Here is a 15,713-nt window from a genome sequence, read left to right on the forward strand (position 1 = left end):
GCCCTTACGCCCACTCGCGACGGATGGCGAGCCAGTCGAGGAACGCCCAGGCGTAGAGACGCTGATGCCGGCGGATCTCCGGGGTGCAGCCGGGTGGTGGCGGCGCGTCGAGCTTGTGAAGCATGTAGACGGCGATCGTGGCCGCGTAACAGTCGAGATCCTCAGCCCGTACGGCGGACGTCAGCGGGCTCGCCTCGAGCGCGGCGAACGTGTCGATGCCGTCGCGGTGGGCCAACGGAAGTAGGCCGACCCAGTCGAACCAGGCCGGGCCGAGACAGAGCCAGTTCCAGTCGAGCGTCCAGCAGGTGTTGTCCTGGTCGATCAGAAGGTTGTCGGGACGGATATCGCAGTGGACCGCCGAGTCTCCGGCCAGTGCCGTCGGATAGAGATCGACCAGGTCCTGAAGCTCCCGCAGACGGGCGGGCAGCCAGGGCTGGAACCCGTCGGGAAGCGGTTCCTCGCCGGCCAGGATCTCGGCCGGTCGCCGGCGCGGGAAGTCGCGCGACTCGATCTGGGCGGTGAACGGTTCGAGGTCGGCGTACGGGCTGGGAGTCAGGGCGGCGGCCATCGACTCGCAGGTGGCGGTCACGGTCGCGAAGTCCTCGGGAGTCCACGGGAGTCCCGGCATCCGGCCGCTGATCCGGTCGGCCGCGACTGCGAACCACCGGCCTTTGGTCACCGGATCGGCGAGTTCGGTGGCGTGGGCGGTGGCGATGATGCGGGGGACGTGGATGGTGCTGGGCAGGCGCGGGACCAGCTCGGCCTCGCGCTGGTACGCCGTGTAGGGGTGCTGGGACTCGTGGGCGGCCTTCACGAAGATCTCGCGACCGTCGGCCAGCGTGAGCGGGGCCGCGAAGCCACCGGTGAAGCCGGACCCGACCGGAGGGCCGGCCTGGGCAATCTCGGTGCCGAGGGCAACGGCCAGCGCAGTACGGAGTGCCTCGGGGAGAGCGCTCCAGTGCGGCCTGGCCGAGGTGGCGGTGTAGTCAACGACGGGCGGTCCACTCATCCCCGAACCCTAGTCGCCCACCCCGCCCGGCGCCGCTGGATTTTGGTGCACTTTGTGCACCGCTCGAGCGGATTCCGGCCGGCTGGCCGCTCGGGCGGTGCACAAAGTCGGGGAAGGCCCTGTGTAGTACGGCTCGGCGCTGGGTCGCTACGGTTCGGGAGTGAACGGGTGGGCCTTGCAGGTGCTTGATCTCGTGGGGATCTTCGTGTTCGGGATCACGGGAGCCTTGGTCGGCGTGCGGAAGAAGCTGGATGTGTTCGGCATCCAGGTGCTCGCGCTGGTGACCGGCCTGGGTGGCGGGTTCATCCGCGACGTACTGATCGGGGCGACGCCGCCGGCCGCCTTGGTCGACTGGCGATACCTGGTGGTGCCGGTGGCGGCCGGGCTGATCACGTTCTTCCTGCATCCCGGGATCGGGCGGGTCGAGCGGCTGGTGAACATCTTCGACGCCGCCGGGCTCGCGCTGTTCTGCGTCACCGGCGCGCGCAAGGCGCTGGAGTACGACCTGCCGCCACTGTCCGCGGCCCTGGTCGGGACGATCACCGGGATCGGCGGCGGAGTCATCCGCGACCTGCTCTCCAACCGCGTCCCCGTCGTACTGCGCAGCGAGATCTACGCGACTCCCGCCTTCCTGGGCGCCGGCATCGTGGTGGTCGTCGACGCCCTCGGCTACAACGCGGCCTGGACCACCCTCGCGGCCGCGATCGTCTGCTTCGTCATCCGCCTGTTCGCGATCCGCCGCGGCTGGAACGCCCCACTACCCCGCATGACTTAGAGCCCCGATGGCCCACTCGTACGTCGGCGCGAGCGGCTCGGGTGGCGCCCATTCGTTGATGATGGCAAGCAGTTCGAGGTACCGGGCCCAGCGCGGGTCGTTCGCTCGCGTCAGCAACTCGATCAGCGGCTCAGCCGAGTCCGCGCCGACGGTCGCCTGGTACTCCGACACGATGGCCGTCGCGATCGGGCGGGCCTCGGCCGAGTCGGGTGCGATGCCGGCGGCCATCGCGGACCCGGCCTGCGAGCGGATCCTCGCGACGAGATCCGGCCGCCGGAGATCGCCGAACGGGTAGACGGTTACGAGCTGCCGCACCGTGTCGCGGAAGCCGGGCTGCTGGGTGAGCTCGGCGAGTTCGATCCAGGCGTCGAGTTGTTCGGACGTCGGATGGTCCGGGAGCTCGGCGGTGAGCGTCCGCCGGGGTCCGGCGAAGCGCGGGTCGGATCCGAAGACGCTGTCGAGGAAGTCGTCGAGCAGGTGCTGCCGTTCGGTGTCGGAGAGTCGGGCCAGGCGGTGCATGAGGTTCAGCTCCTCGGGAGTCGAGCCGCGCTCGGCCACCGCGGTGAGGATCGCGCGCCGCAACCGCAGGCTCCGGATCTGGACGCTGAGCGCCTCGGCGTGCGCGGCGGCGACGTCGGCGAGCTCGAGCTCATGATCCAGGACCTGGCGGATGGTGCCGAGATCGAGCCCGAGCTCACGCAGCGAGCGGACCAGATCCAGGCGGGCGACGTCGGCGAGGCTGTAGCGGCGGTAGCCGGCAGGGCTGCGGTCGGTCGGCGGTACGAGCCCGCGGTCGGAGTAGAACCGGATGGCTTTGACCGTCAGTCCGGTCCGCCGGGCCAGTTCACCGATCGAGTAGAGCTCGTTCATGCCACCACCCTCGCGTCTCCCACCGGGGGAGACTCAAGTCGTCAGTTGTGGGCGAAGCGGGTCCGCGGCCGGGCGAAGGTGACCGAGACGCTCGCGATCAGCGCGCACGCGATCCCGATCGTGACCGGCACCCAGTACGCCGTCGATGCGCCCCAGAGGTCGACTGCGTGCCCGGCCGCGGCGTTGCCCGGGGCAACACCGAGGAGCAGGCCGGTGACGGTCCAGGTGATCGCCTCGGTGAGGCGTTGCGGTGGCACCCATTCCTCGACGCAGGCGGTGACCGCGACCATGGTCGGCGCGATCGTCAGGCCGGCCCCGAACAGGACCGCGCCGAGCGCGAAGATGTTGCCGACCCAAGGCAGCGGAGCCAAGGTGATGGCCAGCGCGATGGTCCCGAGCAGCAACCGCTGCTCGACCGGCGCCCGCCAGTGCACCGACCCGTACCAGAGCCCGGCCAGCAGCGACCCAAGCGCCCACACAGCCAGTACGACACCCGACATGCCCGGCTGTCCCGCCTCGGCGGTGAACGCGACAGTGACCACCTCAGCGCTTCCCAGCGTGGCTCCCAGACCCAGCCCGATGATGCTGAGCAGGAGCAACGAGAGCCAGGGGAGTGGCGCCTTCTCCGTACCGTCGGACTTGCCCCGGCCAGGCGGGTCGGAGCCCCGCAGCGCCGCCAGCCAGATGCCGCCACCCAGACCGAGGACGCCGGCCGACGCCAGGGCGGCGTACGGGTTGACCTGGGTGGCGAGGGCGGTGACCAGGACCGGGCCGACGATGAAGACGACCTCGTCGCCGACTGCCTCGAGCGCGAATGCCGTCTGCAGGGCCCGGCCGCGGCCGAGCAGATGAGTCCAGCGCGCGCGGACGAACGAGCCGACCTGCGGACGGGTGCCACCGGCAACGAACGAGACGAGGTAGAGCACCCAGGACGGCGCGTCCGCGCGGACCGCGACCAGCAGACCGACCAGCCCGATCGTGCAGAGCACCGTGCCGACGAGCAGCAGCAGGCGCTGGCCGAACCGGTCGACGAGCCGGCCCTGGATCGGCCCGGTGAGCGCGCCGGCGACCACCGCGACGCCGGAGACCGCTCCGGCCAGACCGTAGGAGCCACTCTCCCGGGCGATCAGGATGACGATGCCCAGACCGATCATCGAGATCGGCATACGCCCGACGATCCCGGCGACGAAGAAGGCACGGGCGCCGGGGCGGCGCATGAGGTGTACGTAGGGCTTCAGCATGGGAAATCGTGCTCACCCTAGCTGGCACCCGGGGGTCCAGGCGCATCGATTTCCGGCGCGCCTGGGATCATCGAGGTATGCCCGTCGAGCCGACGCCTGATCCATCCCCTGACCCGACTCCGTACGACGCCGTCCTGCTGCTGTCCTTCGGTGGCCCCGAGAAGCCCGAGGACGTGCTGCCCTTCCTGCAGAACGTGACCCGCGGCCGGGGCATCCCGGACGAGCGGCTCAAGGAAGTCGGTGAGCACTACTACTCGTTCGGTGGCCGCAGCCCGATCAACGACCAGAACCGGGAGCTGCTGCAGGCTCTCCGGAGCTCGTTCGACGAGGCCGGCCTCGACCTGCCGATCTACTGGGGCAACCGCAACTGGGCGCCGTACCTGGTCGACACGCTGCGCCAGATGACGGCCGACGGCGTACGGCGGGCTGTGGTGATCGTCACGAGCGCCTACCCGTCGTACTCCGGCTGCCGGCAGTACCGGGAGAACCTGGCCGACGCGACCGCAGCGGTCGAGGGGGCGCCGGTGCTCGACAAGCTGCGCCACTACGCGAACCACCCAGGGTTCGTCGGCTCGTTCGTCGAGTCGACCGCCGAGGCACTCAGCAAGCTGCCTGAGGGCTCCGCCATCGCCTACGTGACCCACTCGATCCCGACCGCGATGAACGCGACCAGCGGACCCGACGGCAACGCGTATGTCGGCTGGCACGAGGACGTGGCCGCCGAGATCAGCGCGGCGCTGGAGCGGCGTACAGGCGTCGAGCGGAGGACCGACCTGGTCTACTGCTCGCGGTCCGGTCCGCCGCAGGTGCCGTGGCTCGAGCCGGACGTCAACGACCACCTGGAGGAGCTGGCAGCCGCCGGTGTGCCCGGTGTCGCCGTAGTACCGATCGGGTTCGTCAGTGACCACATGGAGGTCATCTACGACCTCGACACCGAGGCACTGACGACTGCGAAGAAGCTCGGCCTTCCGATGGCGCGTGCTGCGACTCCTGGCACCGGAGACCAGTTCGTGACAATGCTGCGCGACCTGATCGTCGAGAGGGCCGCCGCAGAGCGCGGTGAACAGCCGCCGCGGCCCTGTGTCGGCAAGCTCGGCCCCGGCTGGGACAACTGCCGCCCTGACTGCTGCCCTGCCCTCCGCCGCCCCGGAGCACCCACCTCCCACAAGCCAACTGTCACCGACCAAGCCGCACCGGCCGCGAAGGAATCTGCATGAACTCCGAGAACCCCCAGGACCTGCTGAAACTGGCGGTCGAGGTCGCCGCCGAAGCGGCCCAGCTGATCGTCGAGCGTCGCCGGGGCACGATCACGGTGGCCGACACGAAGAGCACCGCGACGGACATCGTCACCGCCGTCGACCGGGAGTCCGAGGAGCTGATCCGGGCCCGGGTGCTGGCCGCCCGGCCGGACGACTCGTTCCTGGGCGAGGAGGGTGACGACGTCAACGGCTCCAGCGGCGTGCGCTGGGTGGTCGACCCGATCGACGGCACGGTCAACTACCTGTACGACATCCCGACGTACGCCGTCTCGATCGCGGTCGAGTACGACGGCCGAACGGTGGCCGGCGTGGTCGTGGACGCGCCCAAGGGCGAGATGTTCACCGCGACACTGGGTGGCGGCGCGTATCTGGACGGCAAGCCGATCCAGGTGTCGGACTGTTCAGACCTGAGCAAGGCGCTGGTCGGCACCGGCTTCGGGTACGACGCGCCCCGGCGGGAGGTCCAGGCCGAGGTCGTCCAGTCGCTGATCGCCAAGGTCCGCGACATCCGCCGGATCGGGGTCGGCGCGATCGACCTGTGTTACGTCGCCTGCGGCCGGCTCGACGCGGTCTACGAGCGCGGCCTGAACCCGTGGGACTACGGCGCCGGCGCACTGATCGCCGCCGAGGCCGGCGCGACCGTCGGCGGCCTGCACGGAGCCCCGGTTTCGCCGGAGATGTCGATCGCCGCCACCCCGGCCGTGTTCAGCGCGTTGCACGATGCTCTCGCTGCCGCCAACCCACTGAGATCGTAGAACTGCTCGTTACTGCGCATTCCGCACACTAATGAGCAATCGACTGTTCGGTACTGTCTCAATCCGCGACACGCGGGCAGAAAGGTGGACCCCGGCGCGCGTGAAGGCCTGTCGATAGGGCACAATCCCTGCCTCGGGGGCGGTATTGATGCCGCTGCCAGCCTGTCTGTCAAGGGTTTCGGGCGACGAGAGCTTCCAGGACGGAATTTCTCGGCCGCTTTACCCGTTCAAGGGCTCAGCAGGCAACACCACGGGTACGAAGAGGGCAGGGAACACCATGGCGACTGATTACGACGCCCCGCGCAAGACGGACGAGGACTCCAGCGAAGAGTCGATCGAGGAACTGAAGACTCGCCGTCACGACAAGAACTCCGGCAAGGTCGACGAGGACGAGGCCGAGGCCGCCGAGAGCTTCGAGCTGCCCGGCGCCGACCTGAGCCACGAGGAGCTGGCGGTACGGGTCCTCCCGCGCCAGGCCGACGAGTTCACCTGTTCGAGCTGCTTCCTGGTTCACCACCGCAGCCAGCTCGCGAACAGCAAGAACGGACAGCTGATCTGCCGCGACTGCGCTGCCTGAACCCCAGCGCCTTCGCCCTGCTCGGCTGAGTCCGTACCGGCTTACGGGACCGTCCCCCCGACCAAGGGGGGACGGTCCCGTTGTCATGTCCTCTTACAGATGCCGCGGCGGGTGCTTAGCCTGAGGCCATGAGCACGCGGATGGGTGACCTGTGGGCGGCCGGACTCGGGCTGCTGCGCTACGAACCGACCGAGATGCGGCTCCGGGCGAGCGCCGGCGGCCGCGAGCTGGTGGACACCGTCCAGGCCGTGCTGGTCTGGGAGCCACGCCGGGTGGTGGCCTCGTACGCCGTACCGGTGGCTGAGCTGCGCGCCGAGCTGGCTGAGTCCTCAGTGGAGGCAGTACCGGCGCCGGACGGCATCCTGCATCCGGGTATCCCGTTCCTGGCGCACTCCTGTCCTGGCCAGGTGGTGGACGTTGCCGGGCTGGCGGGTACCGGCTTCCGGCCCGACGATCCGGAGCTGGCCGAGTACGTAGTACTGGACTTCGGGGCGATCGACGAGTGGTACGAGGAGGATGAGCCGCTCGTTTCGCATCCGCGGGAGCCGTACCACCGGGTGGCGGTCCGGCCGAGCTCGCGGACGGTCCGGCTGGAGCTTGACGGAGTACTGCTGGCGGAGAGCAGCAGGCCAACCCTGGTGTTCGAGACCAACCTGCCGACGCGCTTCTACCTGCCGCGTGAAGACGTGGTGGCAGAGCTGCTGCCGAGCGAGCGGCGTAGTGCCTGCGCCTACAAGGGGCATGCGCGGTACTACTCGGTCGTGGGCAGCAAGGACCTGATCTGGAGCTACCCGGAGCCTCTCAAGGAGGTCCGGGAGCTCGCCGGGCTCCTGGCCTTCTATGACGACGTGCTGGACGTGTACGTCGACGGCAAGCTTCGGGAGCCGCCGACAGGCCCTATCGCTGAGTCGCTGCGACAGGAGTTCGGTATCTAGTCCTGCTTGTCGTAGCCGGGCGGGAGCGTCCCGGTGGACTTGAGCCAGTACTTCGCCGCGCGGTCCTCGGCGAACCGCTTGGCAGCGGCCGCGGAGGCGCCACTGGCGACAGCCCAGGTGACGATCTCGATGTAGCCGGCCTTGTTGCCCTTGGGCGGCTGACCTCCCGACCCGAGCTTCCAGGCGGTCGTCACCGCCTTGTTGGCGACCAGCGACACCACGATCGTGAACGCCATCAGTACGAGCTTCCAGCCGATCTTGGCTCCGACCATGACTGCCTCCTTAGTCCGACACTCAGGATCTTGCCACGCTGTCGGCTGTCAGAGCCGCTGCGAGCCGTTCGGGGTTCCTGGTAGCGATCAACCAGTACGGCGCTGGGTCCTGCGGGTCGGTGATCCCGACCCGTACTGCGCCCCGCACGTAGCTGCGGAGTACCAGGTAGGCGGCCGGGTCGCAGTCGCGGCCGAACGCGGTGCGGACGGCTTCACCCGTGAGGGGCTCCGCCTTGCCGAGGTACTCCCGCTCGATGACGGCCCGGCCGGCCCGGAGCTTCTCGGAGTCGACAGCAACCACAGCACCGCCGTACCGGATGAACAAGGTGATCAGGAGGGCCGCCGCGATCCCGGCGACCGCTATGCCCGCGCCGACGCCGGCAGGGACGGCGATGATGACGTACAGGGTGACCACCAAGGCAGCCGCGATGATCCACCAGCGCACTGGCACGCTCAGCCGTTCCCGATAGTGCTCCACGGCACCAGCCTGGCACGTGACCTGCCGGACCGCGTCGATAGGGTCACCTCCCATGACTGAGGTACTGATCCAGCGGCTCGACGAAGACCTGCCCGTACCGGCGTACGCGCATCCCGGGGACGCGGGAGCCGACCTGGTCGCGGCCAGTGACGTGACCCTGAAGCCTGGGGAGCGGGCCCTGGTCGGTACCGGTATCGCGATCGCCCTGCAGGACGGGTACGCCGCGTTCGTGCACCCGCGGTCCGGGCTGGCCGCGAAACACGGGGTGTCGATCGTCAACGCACCGGGCACTGTGGATGCGGGCTACCGTGGCGAGATCAAGGTGTGCCTGATCAATCTGGATCCCGCCACCGAGGTGACCGTCAAGCGGGGCGACCGGATCGCGCAGCTGGTCGTCCAGCAGGTCGAGAAGGTCCGGTTCGTCGAGGTGCGGACGCTGCCGGGGTCGGCTCGGGGCGACGGCGGGCACGGCTCGACCGGTGGCTTCGGTGGTGTGACACGCTGATCAGGTGCACGCCGTTGACCTGCGGCATGCGCGAGACTACGGCGGGCCGCGACAGGTGCCGGCCCATCCGTACGACGAACGAGCCTGTGATCTCACAAGGCTGTGGCAATTCACAAAGACGTAGAGGGGCAAGGCAGTGATCTTCCGTCGCAAGGGCAAGAACGACGAGGCCGAGACGACCGGCGGTTTCTTCGGCGACGAGGAGGACGCCGCCGCTGAAGGCGGTGCTTCTGACGAAGCGGCCGAGGCCGCTGCGCCGGTCGGCCGGAGCGCCGGCCCGTTCGACTCCACCGAGGTCGACGCCACGACGCTGGAGGCCGAGGACCGGATCGATCTCGGCGCGCTGGTGATCACCGGGATGCCCGGGATGGAGCTGCGGCTGCAGGTCGACGAGGCCAGCGGCGACGTCCAGGCCGTCTTGCTGGTGCTGGAGGACTCCGCGCTCGAGCTGCGCGCGTTCGCCGCCCCCAAGACGAGCGGCATCTGGGCCGAGGTCCGGCGCGAGATCGCCGCCGAGGCGACCCGGATGGGTGGCACCGCGTCGGAGACCGAGGGACCGTTCGGCACCGAGCTGGTGCTGGTCGTCCCGGTCGAGGACCCCGAAGGCCAGATCTTCAGCCAGACCTCGCGGGTGATCGGTATCGACGGCCCCCGCTGGCTGCTGCGGGCCACCGTGCTGGGCCGCGCCGCGGTCGAGCCGGACGCCGCGCCGCCGATGGAGCAGTCGCTGCGCAACGTCGTCGTGGTCCGTGGCAACGAGCCGATGGCGCCGCGCGAATCGCTCGCGCTGCGGCTGCCGGCCGGGGCCCAGGCGGCCACCGAGGAAGAGGCCTGACGCGAATGTCCGGATACCGGCCGAGTTCCCGCCCGAGCGGATTACACTGGCCTCATGGGTAGCGAGAAACCCGGGGGGCTGTGGAAGCGCGCCTTCAGGGGCCTGGCCGGCGACCGGGACCAGCGGGACGCCGAAGTACTGCAGGACTACGCGCACGACTGTGGCGCGCGGTCCATCACCGGCTGTCAGGACCGGGAGCTGGTGACGCTGTACGGCACGCTGCGCACGATCACCTTCAGCCCGCGCGGCGGCGTACCGGCGCTGGAGGGTGAGCTGTACGACGGCACCGGCACGGTGAAGCTGGTCTGGCTGGGCCGGCGCAAGATCGCCGGCATCCATCCTGGCTCGGAGCTGATCGCGTCCGGGCGGATCGGTGTCGTGGACGGGGACCGGGTGATGTTCAACCCGCGTTACGAGCTCCGTCCGATGGCCGCGCATGGCTGACCCGCGCGGCACCCAACGCGACCAGCTCGACGAGGACCTGAACGAGAAGCTCGTCGAGATTCTGAAACCGGAGATGGAAGCGGTCGGTACCGTGCCGCCCGCCACCGACGAACCGGCCAGTGATTCGATGCAAGAGTCGTCTGCTGCCTCCACGGAGGAATCCCCGGAGACTCCCGCCAAGCCGGCGGCGAGCAGTGACAAGGACTTCTTCCACGCCCTCGGCGGCTGGGGTGCGCTGCTCGACATCGGTCTGCCGTGGATCGCGTTCATGGTCGTCTACGCGGCCTCCGACCACGACCTCCGCCTCGCGCTGATCGTCGCGGTCGCCTGCGGTGGTGCGGTCGCGCTGCTCCGCCTGGTCCGCAAGCAGCCGCTGCGCAACGTGCTCGGCGGCTTCATCGGGGTCGCCTTCTCCGCCTGGGTCGCGCACCGCAGCGGCAAGGCCGAGAACGTCTACCTGCCCGGCATGATCCTCAGCGGCGTCTACCTGCTGATCTACGGGTTTTCGATCGCCGTCCGCTGGCCACTGTTCGGGGCCCTCTACGGCCTGATCACCCAGACCGGCGGCGCCTGGCGTCGCGATCCGGACATGTACCGCGGCTTCAACCGGGCCACCATGGTCTTCGCCGGTCTCTTCGCGCTCCGGCTGGTGATCCAGATCCCGCTGTACCTCACCGAGCAGCTGAACGCCCTCGGCATCGCGAAGATCGGCCTCGGCCTCCCGCTCTACGCGCTGGCGCTCTGGCTCGCGTACTCCGTCCTTCGTGGTTCCCTCCCGCCCGACAAGTGGGACGAGACCCGCGATCATGTGACCGGTCTGCTGCGGGGCGTGAAGAAGTAGCGGATTCCCCTCCCGGTGAAACGTTGCGGGCTCGTTGCCCGATACAACAATCTGGGAGGGGTGATGTGGATGGGGGAGACAGCGCGGCGGTTGCTGGCGTTCCTGCGGATCGTCGAGCGCGAGCCCGCGCCGTTCGGCGAGCTGGGCGACGACGCCGTACTCGACGCCTGGTTCGGCCACCACGCGCCGCCCTCCCCACCCGACCCAGCCACCCCCCACCCCCGCACCACCTGAAACCGGCACTTTGTGCACGGCCTGAGCAGATCTGGCCCGCCAGAACGCTCAGCTGGTGCACAAAGTCCGAGTGGCGGTCGGCTAGGCGGGTAGGGCGATGGCCTTTAGCGCTTGCGTCAGGTGGTCGCGGTTGGCGGGGGCGGGCTCGAGGAGGGGGAGGCGGACGGTCGGGTGCGGGATGATGCCGAGCTCGGCCAGTGCCGTCTTGGCCATCGCCGCGCCCTGGGCGGTGCCCATGATCGCGTCGGCCAGGCCGAGCAGCGAGTACTGGATCGCCCGCGCCGACTCGAGGTCACTGTCTTGGATGGCCCCGATCAGGTCGGCGTTGTGCTTGGCGGCGACATTGCCCACGACGCTGACCACACCGACGGCGCCCGCGGCGAGGTACGGAAGGTTGAGCTCGTCGATGCCGCAGTAGTACGCGAGCGACGTACCGGCCATCACGGTCATCGCCTCGAACAGGTCGCCTTTGGCGTCCTTGACCGCGCGGATCCTGGGGTGGCCGGCCAGCTCGATCAGGGTTGCCCGTTCGATCGCGATGCCGGCCCGCGGCGGGACGTCGTACAGCATGACGGGGAGCTCGGTGGCGTCGGCGATCGCGAGGCAGTGGGCGGTCACGCCGGCTTGGGTCGGCTTGTTGTAGTACGGGCAGACGAGCAGGAGCGCGTCGGCTCCGGCGGCCTCGGCTTCGCGTGCGCGGCGGACGCTGGAGGCGGTGTCGTTGGTGCCGATACCGGCGATGACCCGTGCCCGGTCGCCGGCCCGGGCCGCGACCGTGCGGATGAGGTTGTTGGTCTCGGCTTCGGTCAGGGTGGGGGACTCGCCGGTCGTCCCGGCGACGACGATGCCGTCGCAGCCGGTGCTCAGGAGGTGGTCGACCAGACTGCCGACCCCGGACTGGCTGATCGAGCCGTCGGGTTCCATCGGAGTGACCATGGCGACGAGGTTGGTGCCGAAGAGGTGCGCTGCAGACGTCATGGGGATGAGCCTGCCGTGGCCTGACAGCTGCGGTCCAGCGATGGTTTTTTGGCGATAGTGCTTAGCTGTGCTTCATGATCGAAGTGGGTGCACTACGGGCATTGCGGTCGGTGGCGGCTCTCGGGACGCTCGCGCGGGCTGCTGACGAGCTGGGCTTCACGGCATCGGCGGTGTCGCAGCAACTCAAGCGGCTCGAGCGCCAGGTCGGCGTACCGGTGCTTGCTCCGTCCGGGCGTGGGGTCGTGCTGACACCGGCCGGGCAGGCGATCGTCGATTCGGCGCCTGACGTCTTCCAGGCCTTGGAGCGTTGCGCCGAGGCCGCCGCGTCCGTCGCGGATGGTGCGCCCCGCGGCGTACTGCGAATCGTCGCGTTCTCCACCGCCATCCGTGGGCTCCTCGCGCCGACCCTGCTGCCGCTGTCGACCCGCTGTCCGGACCTGCGGGTTCAGATCACCGAGCAGGATCCCGACGAGGCCCTGCGCAGCGTCGACGCCGGTACTGCGGACCTCGCTCTGCTCCACGATGCCGACGGGCTCCCCGTCTCGCTGCCGGGATCGCTGACCCAGCGCCACCTGCACACCGACCACGGTGACGTCGTCATGAGTCGGACGCATCCACTGGCGCAGCTCGACACACCGCTGACCGCTGCCGAGCTGACTCGCCACGCGTGGGTGACCAGCCCGCCTGGCACGGTTTGTCACCAGTGGTTCCGGCGGCTGTTCGCCGATGGGGCTGAGGAGCCCGACGTACGGCATCTGGTCGACGACTTCGCCACGCAGCTGTCCTTGGTCGCCTCCGGCGATGTGATCGCTCTGATCCCTCGCCTGGCCCGTCCGCCGCTGGGGGAGGAGTTGGCGTCCCGGCCGTTGCGGCGGCAGCCCAGGCGCGAGGTGCACGCGGCCTGGCGGCGCAGTGCCGATGCCAGTCCGGCCATCCAGGCGGTGCTCTCGGAGCTCACCTTCGCGGCTGACTCGCTCGGTTAGCCCTCGTGATGGGGAACAATCGGGCCGGTCGGGGGTCCGGGTGCGAGGCAAGGAAGTGGTTGTGGGCGTCACCGGTCTGATCATCCTGTTGCTGGTAGGCGTTGGAGTCGCCGTCGCGGTCGTGCTGCTCCTCCGGCGACAGCGGTACATCCAGTCGCTGCGGGATCGTGGCTGGGCGTTCGTGAACAGCCCTACCTTCGACGCGGTGGCCAGACTCCACAACCCGCCCTTCGGCATCGGCTTCCACCGCAAGCCGGACGACCAGATCACCGGCTTCACCACCTCCGGCAGGCCGTTCCAGGTCATCGAGTACCGCTCGGAGCACTGGTCCGGCTGGGTCGGGATGGTCACCCTGTCCCGCCGCCTCCCCGAGCTGTGGATCACCGGCGGCCAAACCCAGCCCCGGTACGGCGTTGCCGTCGTCGGCGTACCCACGCCGGCGCAGCTCGGTCCTGGCTGGCAGCTCGGAGCGATGAACCCGGCCTTCGCCGCGGAGGCCGTGACGCCGCAACTGTGCGAGCGGCTGACCGCGATGGCGGCGGGCCAGCCCGGTGTGAACCTCAGCATCGACGGCGACCAGCTGGTTGTGCTCGACCCGCCCCGCAAGGAGGTCGACCTGCTCGGCCCGTGGCTGGATCAACTCGACACCGTCGCCGCTGCGGTCGACGCGGCTCCGCTGGACCACTGGATCGAGCCGGAGCAGCCGCCGCGGCTGACCTTCTACCATCACCCGGACTGGTACTGGATCGGCCGTGACGACAGCCTGCTGCAAGTCACACCGGTGACGCGGTCGGGTCATGATCACAGCACCAGCGAGGTGATCCGGGGACGTGATGGTGACGGGCCGCCGTTCGTCGCCTTCACCCACCACTGGAAGACCACTCGCACCGAGACCACCACCGACAGCGAGGGCCGGTCCCACACCAGGACCGTCACCGAGAACCACAGCGAGGCGATCCTCGGGTTCCAGCTGCCTACCCAGATGCCGCCGCTGCGAGTCGGCCGGCGCGGGCTGGGCCATGGCATCAGCTTCGAGAGCGGCGCTTTCAACGAGCAGTTCGGGGTGCACGCCCAGGACACGAAGTACGCCTACGACGTGATTCACCCACGGCAGATGGAGTACCTGATGGCCAGCTCACCGGCGTCCTTCGAGCTCGCCGGCGACTGGGCCTGGTTCTCACCCGGCGTTCACAGCCAGCCGACGGTCGCCCACAGCTCCCTGTTCCTCCGCGGCTTCCTCGCCCGCATTCCCCGCTTCGTCTGGCGAAACCTCGGCCTCGCGGAGTCGCCCTACCCACCCATCGAAACGAGCACAGTCCCCACCGCCCAGTAGTTCCCGGGCGGTGGCGGACGACTACTTGTTGCGGTGGTGCGGGGAGAGCATGTCCTCGAGCTGCTCCTCGGTTTCGTCGGCGGCGACGAAGAGGAGTTCGTCGTTGAGCTCGAGGGTGCCTTCCGGGTCGGGGCGCAGGACGCGGCCCTCGCGGATGATGGTGACGAGGGCCGTGTCGATCGGCCAGTCGATGTCGCCGACCCGCAGGCCGATCATCGGGGAGTCCTCGGGCAGGGTCAGTTCGACCAGGTTCGCGTCGCCCTGGCGGAAGGTGAACAGCCGGACCAGGTCGCCGACCGAGACCGCCTCTTCGACCAGTGCCGACATGATCCGCGGCGTGGACACCGCGACGTCGACACCCCAGGCCTCGTTGAACATCCACTCGTTGCGCGGATGGTTGACCCGGGCAACGGTCCGCGGAACGCCGAACTCGGTCTTCGCCAGCAGCGACACGACCAGGTTGGTCTTGTCGTCACCGGTGCTGGCGATCGCCACCTGGCAGCGCTGCAGGGCGGCCTCCTCCAGGGAGGACAGCTCGCAGGCGTCGGCGAGCAGCCACTCGGCCCGGGGTACCGACTCGGCCTTGATCGCCCGGGGGTCCTTGTCGATCAGCAGGACCTCGTGGCCGTTCTCCAGCAGCTCCGCAGCAATCGATCGTCCGACGTTGCCAGCGCCGGCGATGGCTACCCGCATCACAGCTCCTCAGGCTTGGTACCGAGTTGGGACTCGATCGCCACGGCGTCGCGCTCGAGCATGACGACGTGGACCAGATCGCCTTCCTGGATCACCGTGTCCGGCTTGGGGATCAGGCCCTCGCCGAGCCGGGTCAGGAACGCGACCTTCGCGCCGGTGGCCTTCTCGATGTCCAGCGCGAGCCGGCCCACCCAGCCGGAGTTCACGTGCACCTCGGCCAGCCGGACCGTACCGGACGGGTCGCGCCACTCGGGCTCCGAACCGCTCGGCAGCAACCGCCGGATCATCTGGTCGACGGTCCACTTCACCGTGCCGACGGTGGGGATGCCGAGCCGCTGGTAGACCTCGGCGCGGCCCGGGTCGTAGATCCGGGCGACGACGTTCTCGACGCCGAAGTTCTCCCGGGCGACACGCGCGGCCAGGATGTTGGAGTTGTCGCCGTTGGAGACCGCCGCGAACGCCTCGGCGTCCTCGATCCCGGCGTCGGTCAGGACCTCGCGGTCGAACCCCATCCCGGTGACGGTGCGGCCGGCGAAGTTCGGGCTCAGCCGGCGGAAGGCGTCGGCGGACTGGTCGATGATGGCGACCGTGTGGCCGCGCTTCTCCAGCGTCCGGGCCAGTGTCGACCCGACGCGGCCGCATCCCATGATGACGACGTGCACTCCGTGATCACTCCTTGCCCCGGTGGGGCCGCTG

20 protein-coding genes are annotated in these 15,713 nt (G+C 69.4%); 12 read left to right on the forward strand and 8 right to left on the reverse strand.

The window, feature by feature from the left end:
• Positions 1–4: 4 nt before the first annotated feature.
• The gene (locus tag ACQPYM_RS19415) at positions 5–1,009 is read right to left on the reverse strand and encodes a phosphotransferase family protein (protein ID WP_433022599.1); all 1,005 of its coding nucleotides are present in this window, start codon (positions 1,007–1,009) and stop codon (positions 5–7) included.
• Between the two features lie 160 nt (positions 1,010–1,169).
• Here ACQPYM_RS19415 and ACQPYM_RS19420 point away from each other — a divergent pair, with 160 nt between their 5' ends.
• The gene (locus ACQPYM_RS19420) at positions 1,170–1,784 is read left to right on the forward strand and encodes a trimeric intracellular cation channel family protein (protein ID WP_433022601.1); all 615 of its coding nucleotides are present in this window, start codon (positions 1,170–1,172) and stop codon (positions 1,782–1,784) included.
• Here the strand turns inward: ACQPYM_RS19420 and ACQPYM_RS19425 are convergent.
• Complete coding sequence (locus ACQPYM_RS19425; RefSeq protein WP_433022603.1) at positions 1,767–2,654, reverse strand: MerR family transcriptional regulator; 888 nt, start codon at positions 2,652–2,654, stop codon at positions 1,767–1,769. The two genes, ACQPYM_RS19420 and ACQPYM_RS19425, sit on opposite strands and share 18 nt — an antisense overlap.
• 41 nt (positions 2,655–2,695) lie before the next feature.
• The gene (locus ACQPYM_RS19430) at positions 2,696–3,895 is read right to left on the reverse strand and encodes an MFS transporter (RefSeq protein WP_433022605.1); all 1,200 of its coding nucleotides are present in this window, start codon (positions 3,893–3,895) and stop codon (positions 2,696–2,698) included.
• A gap of 77 nt (positions 3,896–3,972) precedes the next feature.
• Here ACQPYM_RS19430 and ACQPYM_RS19435 point away from each other — a divergent pair, with 77 nt between their 5' ends.
• The 4 genes from ACQPYM_RS19435 (at position 3,973) to ACQPYM_RS19450 (ending at position 7,421) form a co-directional block, all read left to right on the forward strand.
• Positions 3,973–5,112, forward strand: coding sequence for a ferrochelatase (locus tag ACQPYM_RS19435; protein WP_433022607.1), 1,140 nt, complete (start codon positions 3,973–3,975; stop codon positions 5,110–5,112).
• Entirely contained in the window at positions 5,109–5,909 is an 801-nt protein-coding gene (locus ACQPYM_RS19440; protein WP_433022609.1) for an inositol monophosphatase family protein, read from the forward strand. Before ACQPYM_RS19435 ends, ACQPYM_RS19440 begins: the two co-directional genes overlap by 4 nt.
• A 277-nt stretch (positions 5,910–6,186) precedes the next feature.
• Positions 6,187–6,486, forward strand: a complete 300-nt coding sequence (locus ACQPYM_RS19445) for a DUF4193 domain-containing protein (RefSeq protein ID WP_012921380.1) — start codon at positions 6,187–6,189, stop codon at positions 6,484–6,486.
• Between the two features lie 128 nt (positions 6,487–6,614).
• Complete coding sequence (locus ACQPYM_RS19450) at positions 6,615–7,421, forward strand: DUF427 domain-containing protein (protein ID WP_433022611.1); 807 nt, start codon at positions 6,615–6,617, stop codon at positions 7,419–7,421.
• On the opposite strand, the gene ACQPYM_RS19455 is transcribed toward ACQPYM_RS19450, so the two are convergent.
• Both ACQPYM_RS19455 and ACQPYM_RS19460 read right to left on the reverse strand, forming a co-directional pair.
• On the reverse strand, positions 7,418–7,693 hold the full coding sequence (locus ACQPYM_RS19455) for a DUF4235 domain-containing protein (RefSeq protein ID WP_433022613.1): 276 nt from the start codon (positions 7,691–7,693) through the stop codon (positions 7,418–7,420). The two genes, ACQPYM_RS19450 and ACQPYM_RS19455, sit on opposite strands and share 4 nt — an antisense overlap.
• A 22-nt stretch (positions 7,694–7,715) precedes the next feature.
• Positions 7,716–8,171: a DUF3093 domain-containing protein gene (locus ACQPYM_RS19460; protein WP_433022615.1), complete on the reverse strand. Its 456-nt coding sequence runs from the start codon at positions 8,169–8,171 to the stop codon at positions 7,716–7,718.
• A 52-nt stretch (positions 8,172–8,223) separates the two neighbouring features.
• Here ACQPYM_RS19460 and dut point away from each other — a divergent pair, with 52 nt between their 5' ends.
• The 5 genes from dut (at position 8,224) to ACQPYM_RS19485 (ending at position 11,030) form a co-directional block, all read left to right on the forward strand.
• Complete coding sequence (gene dut / locus ACQPYM_RS19465) at positions 8,224–8,676, forward strand: dUTP diphosphatase (protein WP_433022617.1); 453 nt, start codon at positions 8,224–8,226, stop codon at positions 8,674–8,676.
• A gap of 136 nt (positions 8,677–8,812) precedes the next feature.
• Positions 8,813–9,511: a DUF3710 domain-containing protein gene (locus ACQPYM_RS19470; protein ID WP_433022619.1), complete on the forward strand. Its 699-nt coding sequence runs from the start codon at positions 8,813–8,815 to the stop codon at positions 9,509–9,511.
• A 54-nt stretch (positions 9,512–9,565) separates the two neighbouring features.
• Positions 9,566–9,955, forward strand: a complete 390-nt coding sequence (locus tag ACQPYM_RS19475; protein WP_433022621.1) for an OB-fold nucleic acid binding domain-containing protein — start codon at positions 9,566–9,568, stop codon at positions 9,953–9,955.
• The gene (locus ACQPYM_RS19480) at positions 9,948–10,796 is read left to right on the forward strand and encodes a DUF3159 domain-containing protein (RefSeq protein WP_433022623.1); all 849 of its coding nucleotides are present in this window, start codon (positions 9,948–9,950) and stop codon (positions 10,794–10,796) included. Before ACQPYM_RS19475 ends, ACQPYM_RS19480 begins: the two co-directional genes overlap by 8 nt.
• A gap of 69 nt (positions 10,797–10,865) precedes the next feature.
• Positions 10,866–11,030 carry a hypothetical protein gene (locus ACQPYM_RS19485; protein ID WP_433022625.1) on the forward strand — a complete coding sequence of 55 codons (165 nt, stop codon included), beginning with the start codon at positions 10,866–10,868 and terminating at the stop codon, positions 11,028–11,030.
• 81 nt (positions 11,031–11,111) lie between these two features.
• On the opposite strand, the gene dapA is transcribed toward ACQPYM_RS19485, so the two are convergent.
• Positions 11,112–12,008 carry a 4-hydroxy-tetrahydrodipicolinate synthase gene (gene dapA / locus ACQPYM_RS19490; protein WP_433022627.1) on the reverse strand — a complete coding sequence of 299 codons (897 nt, stop codon included), beginning with the start codon at positions 12,006–12,008 and terminating at the stop codon, positions 11,112–11,114.
• Between the two features lie 74 nt (positions 12,009–12,082).
• Here dapA and ACQPYM_RS19495 point away from each other — a divergent pair, with 74 nt between their 5' ends.
• Both ACQPYM_RS19495 and ACQPYM_RS19500 read left to right on the forward strand, forming a co-directional pair.
• Positions 12,083–12,991 (forward strand): LysR family transcriptional regulator, encoded by a 909-nt coding sequence (locus ACQPYM_RS19495; protein WP_433022629.1) that lies wholly within the window; start codon positions 12,083–12,085, stop codon positions 12,989–12,991.
• A gap of 61 nt (positions 12,992–13,052) precedes the next feature.
• Positions 13,053–14,324 carry a hypothetical protein gene (locus ACQPYM_RS19500; RefSeq protein WP_433022631.1) on the forward strand — a complete coding sequence of 424 codons (1,272 nt, stop codon included), beginning with the start codon at positions 13,053–13,055 and terminating at the stop codon, positions 14,322–14,324.
• 21 nt (positions 14,325–14,345) lie between these two features.
• Here the strand turns inward: ACQPYM_RS19500 and ACQPYM_RS19505 are convergent, their stop codons facing one another.
• Together ACQPYM_RS19505 and ACQPYM_RS19510 are read right to left on the reverse strand one after the other, a co-directional pair.
• On the reverse strand, positions 14,346–15,017 hold the full coding sequence (locus ACQPYM_RS19505; RefSeq protein WP_433022633.1) for a potassium channel family protein: 672 nt from the start codon (positions 15,015–15,017) through the stop codon (positions 14,346–14,348).
• On the reverse strand, positions 15,017–15,679 hold the full coding sequence (locus tag ACQPYM_RS19510) for a potassium channel family protein (RefSeq protein ID WP_433022635.1): 663 nt from the start codon (positions 15,677–15,679) through the stop codon (positions 15,017–15,019). Before ACQPYM_RS19510 ends, ACQPYM_RS19505 begins: the two co-directional genes overlap by 1 nt.
• Positions 15,680–15,713: the final 34 nt, after the last annotated feature.

The sequence above is a fragment of the Kribbella sp. CA-294648 genome (assembly GCF_050943845.1).
GTDB lineage: Bacteria > Actinomycetota > Actinomycetes > Propionibacteriales > Kribbellaceae > Kribbella.

Bases quoted from the DNA above. Each gene is read 5' to 3' on its own strand.
- ACQPYM_RS19430 (WP_433022605.1), bottom strand. From the start codon at position 3,895: ATGCTGAAGCCCTACGTACACCTCATGCGCCGCCCCGGCGCCCGTGCC.
- dapA (WP_433022627.1), bottom strand. From the start codon at position 12,008: ATGACGTCTGCAGCGCACCTCTTCGGCACCAACCTCGTCGCCATGGTC.
- ACQPYM_RS19445 (WP_012921380.1), top strand. From the start codon at position 6,187: ATGGCGACTGATTACGACGCCCCGCGCAAGACGGACGAGGACTCCAGC.
- ACQPYM_RS19425 (WP_433022603.1), bottom strand. From the start codon at position 2,654: ATGAACGAGCTCTACTCGATCGGTGAACTGGCCCGGCGGACCGGACTG.
- ACQPYM_RS19415 (WP_433022599.1), bottom strand. From the start codon at position 1,009: ATGAGTGGACCGCCCGTCGTTGACTACACCGCCACCTCGGCCAGGCCG.
- dut (WP_433022617.1), top strand. From the start codon at position 8,224: ATGACTGAGGTACTGATCCAGCGGCTCGACGAAGACCTGCCCGTACCG.
- ACQPYM_RS19440 (WP_433022609.1), top strand. From the start codon at position 5,109: ATGAACTCCGAGAACCCCCAGGACCTGCTGAAACTGGCGGTCGAGGTC.
- ACQPYM_RS19455 (WP_433022613.1), bottom strand. From the start codon at position 7,693: ATGGTCGGAGCCAAGATCGGCTGGAAGCTCGTACTGATGGCGTTCACG.
- ACQPYM_RS19450 (WP_433022611.1), top strand. From the start codon at position 6,615: ATGAGCACGCGGATGGGTGACCTGTGGGCGGCCGGACTCGGGCTGCTG.
- ACQPYM_RS19485 (WP_433022625.1), top strand. From the start codon at position 10,866: ATGGGGGAGACAGCGCGGCGGTTGCTGGCGTTCCTGCGGATCGTCGAG.
- ACQPYM_RS19495 (WP_433022629.1), top strand. From the start codon at position 12,083: ATGATCGAAGTGGGTGCACTACGGGCATTGCGGTCGGTGGCGGCTCTC.
- ACQPYM_RS19435 (WP_433022607.1), top strand. From the start codon at position 3,973: ATGCCCGTCGAGCCGACGCCTGATCCATCCCCTGACCCGACTCCGTAC.
- ACQPYM_RS19480 (WP_433022623.1), top strand. From the start codon at position 9,948: ATGGCTGACCCGCGCGGCACCCAACGCGACCAGCTCGACGAGGACCTG.
- ACQPYM_RS19505 (WP_433022633.1), bottom strand. From the start codon at position 15,017: ATGCGGGTAGCCATCGCCGGCGCTGGCAACGTCGGACGATCGATTGCT.
- ACQPYM_RS19475 (WP_433022621.1), top strand. From the start codon at position 9,566: ATGGGTAGCGAGAAACCCGGGGGGCTGTGGAAGCGCGCCTTCAGGGGC.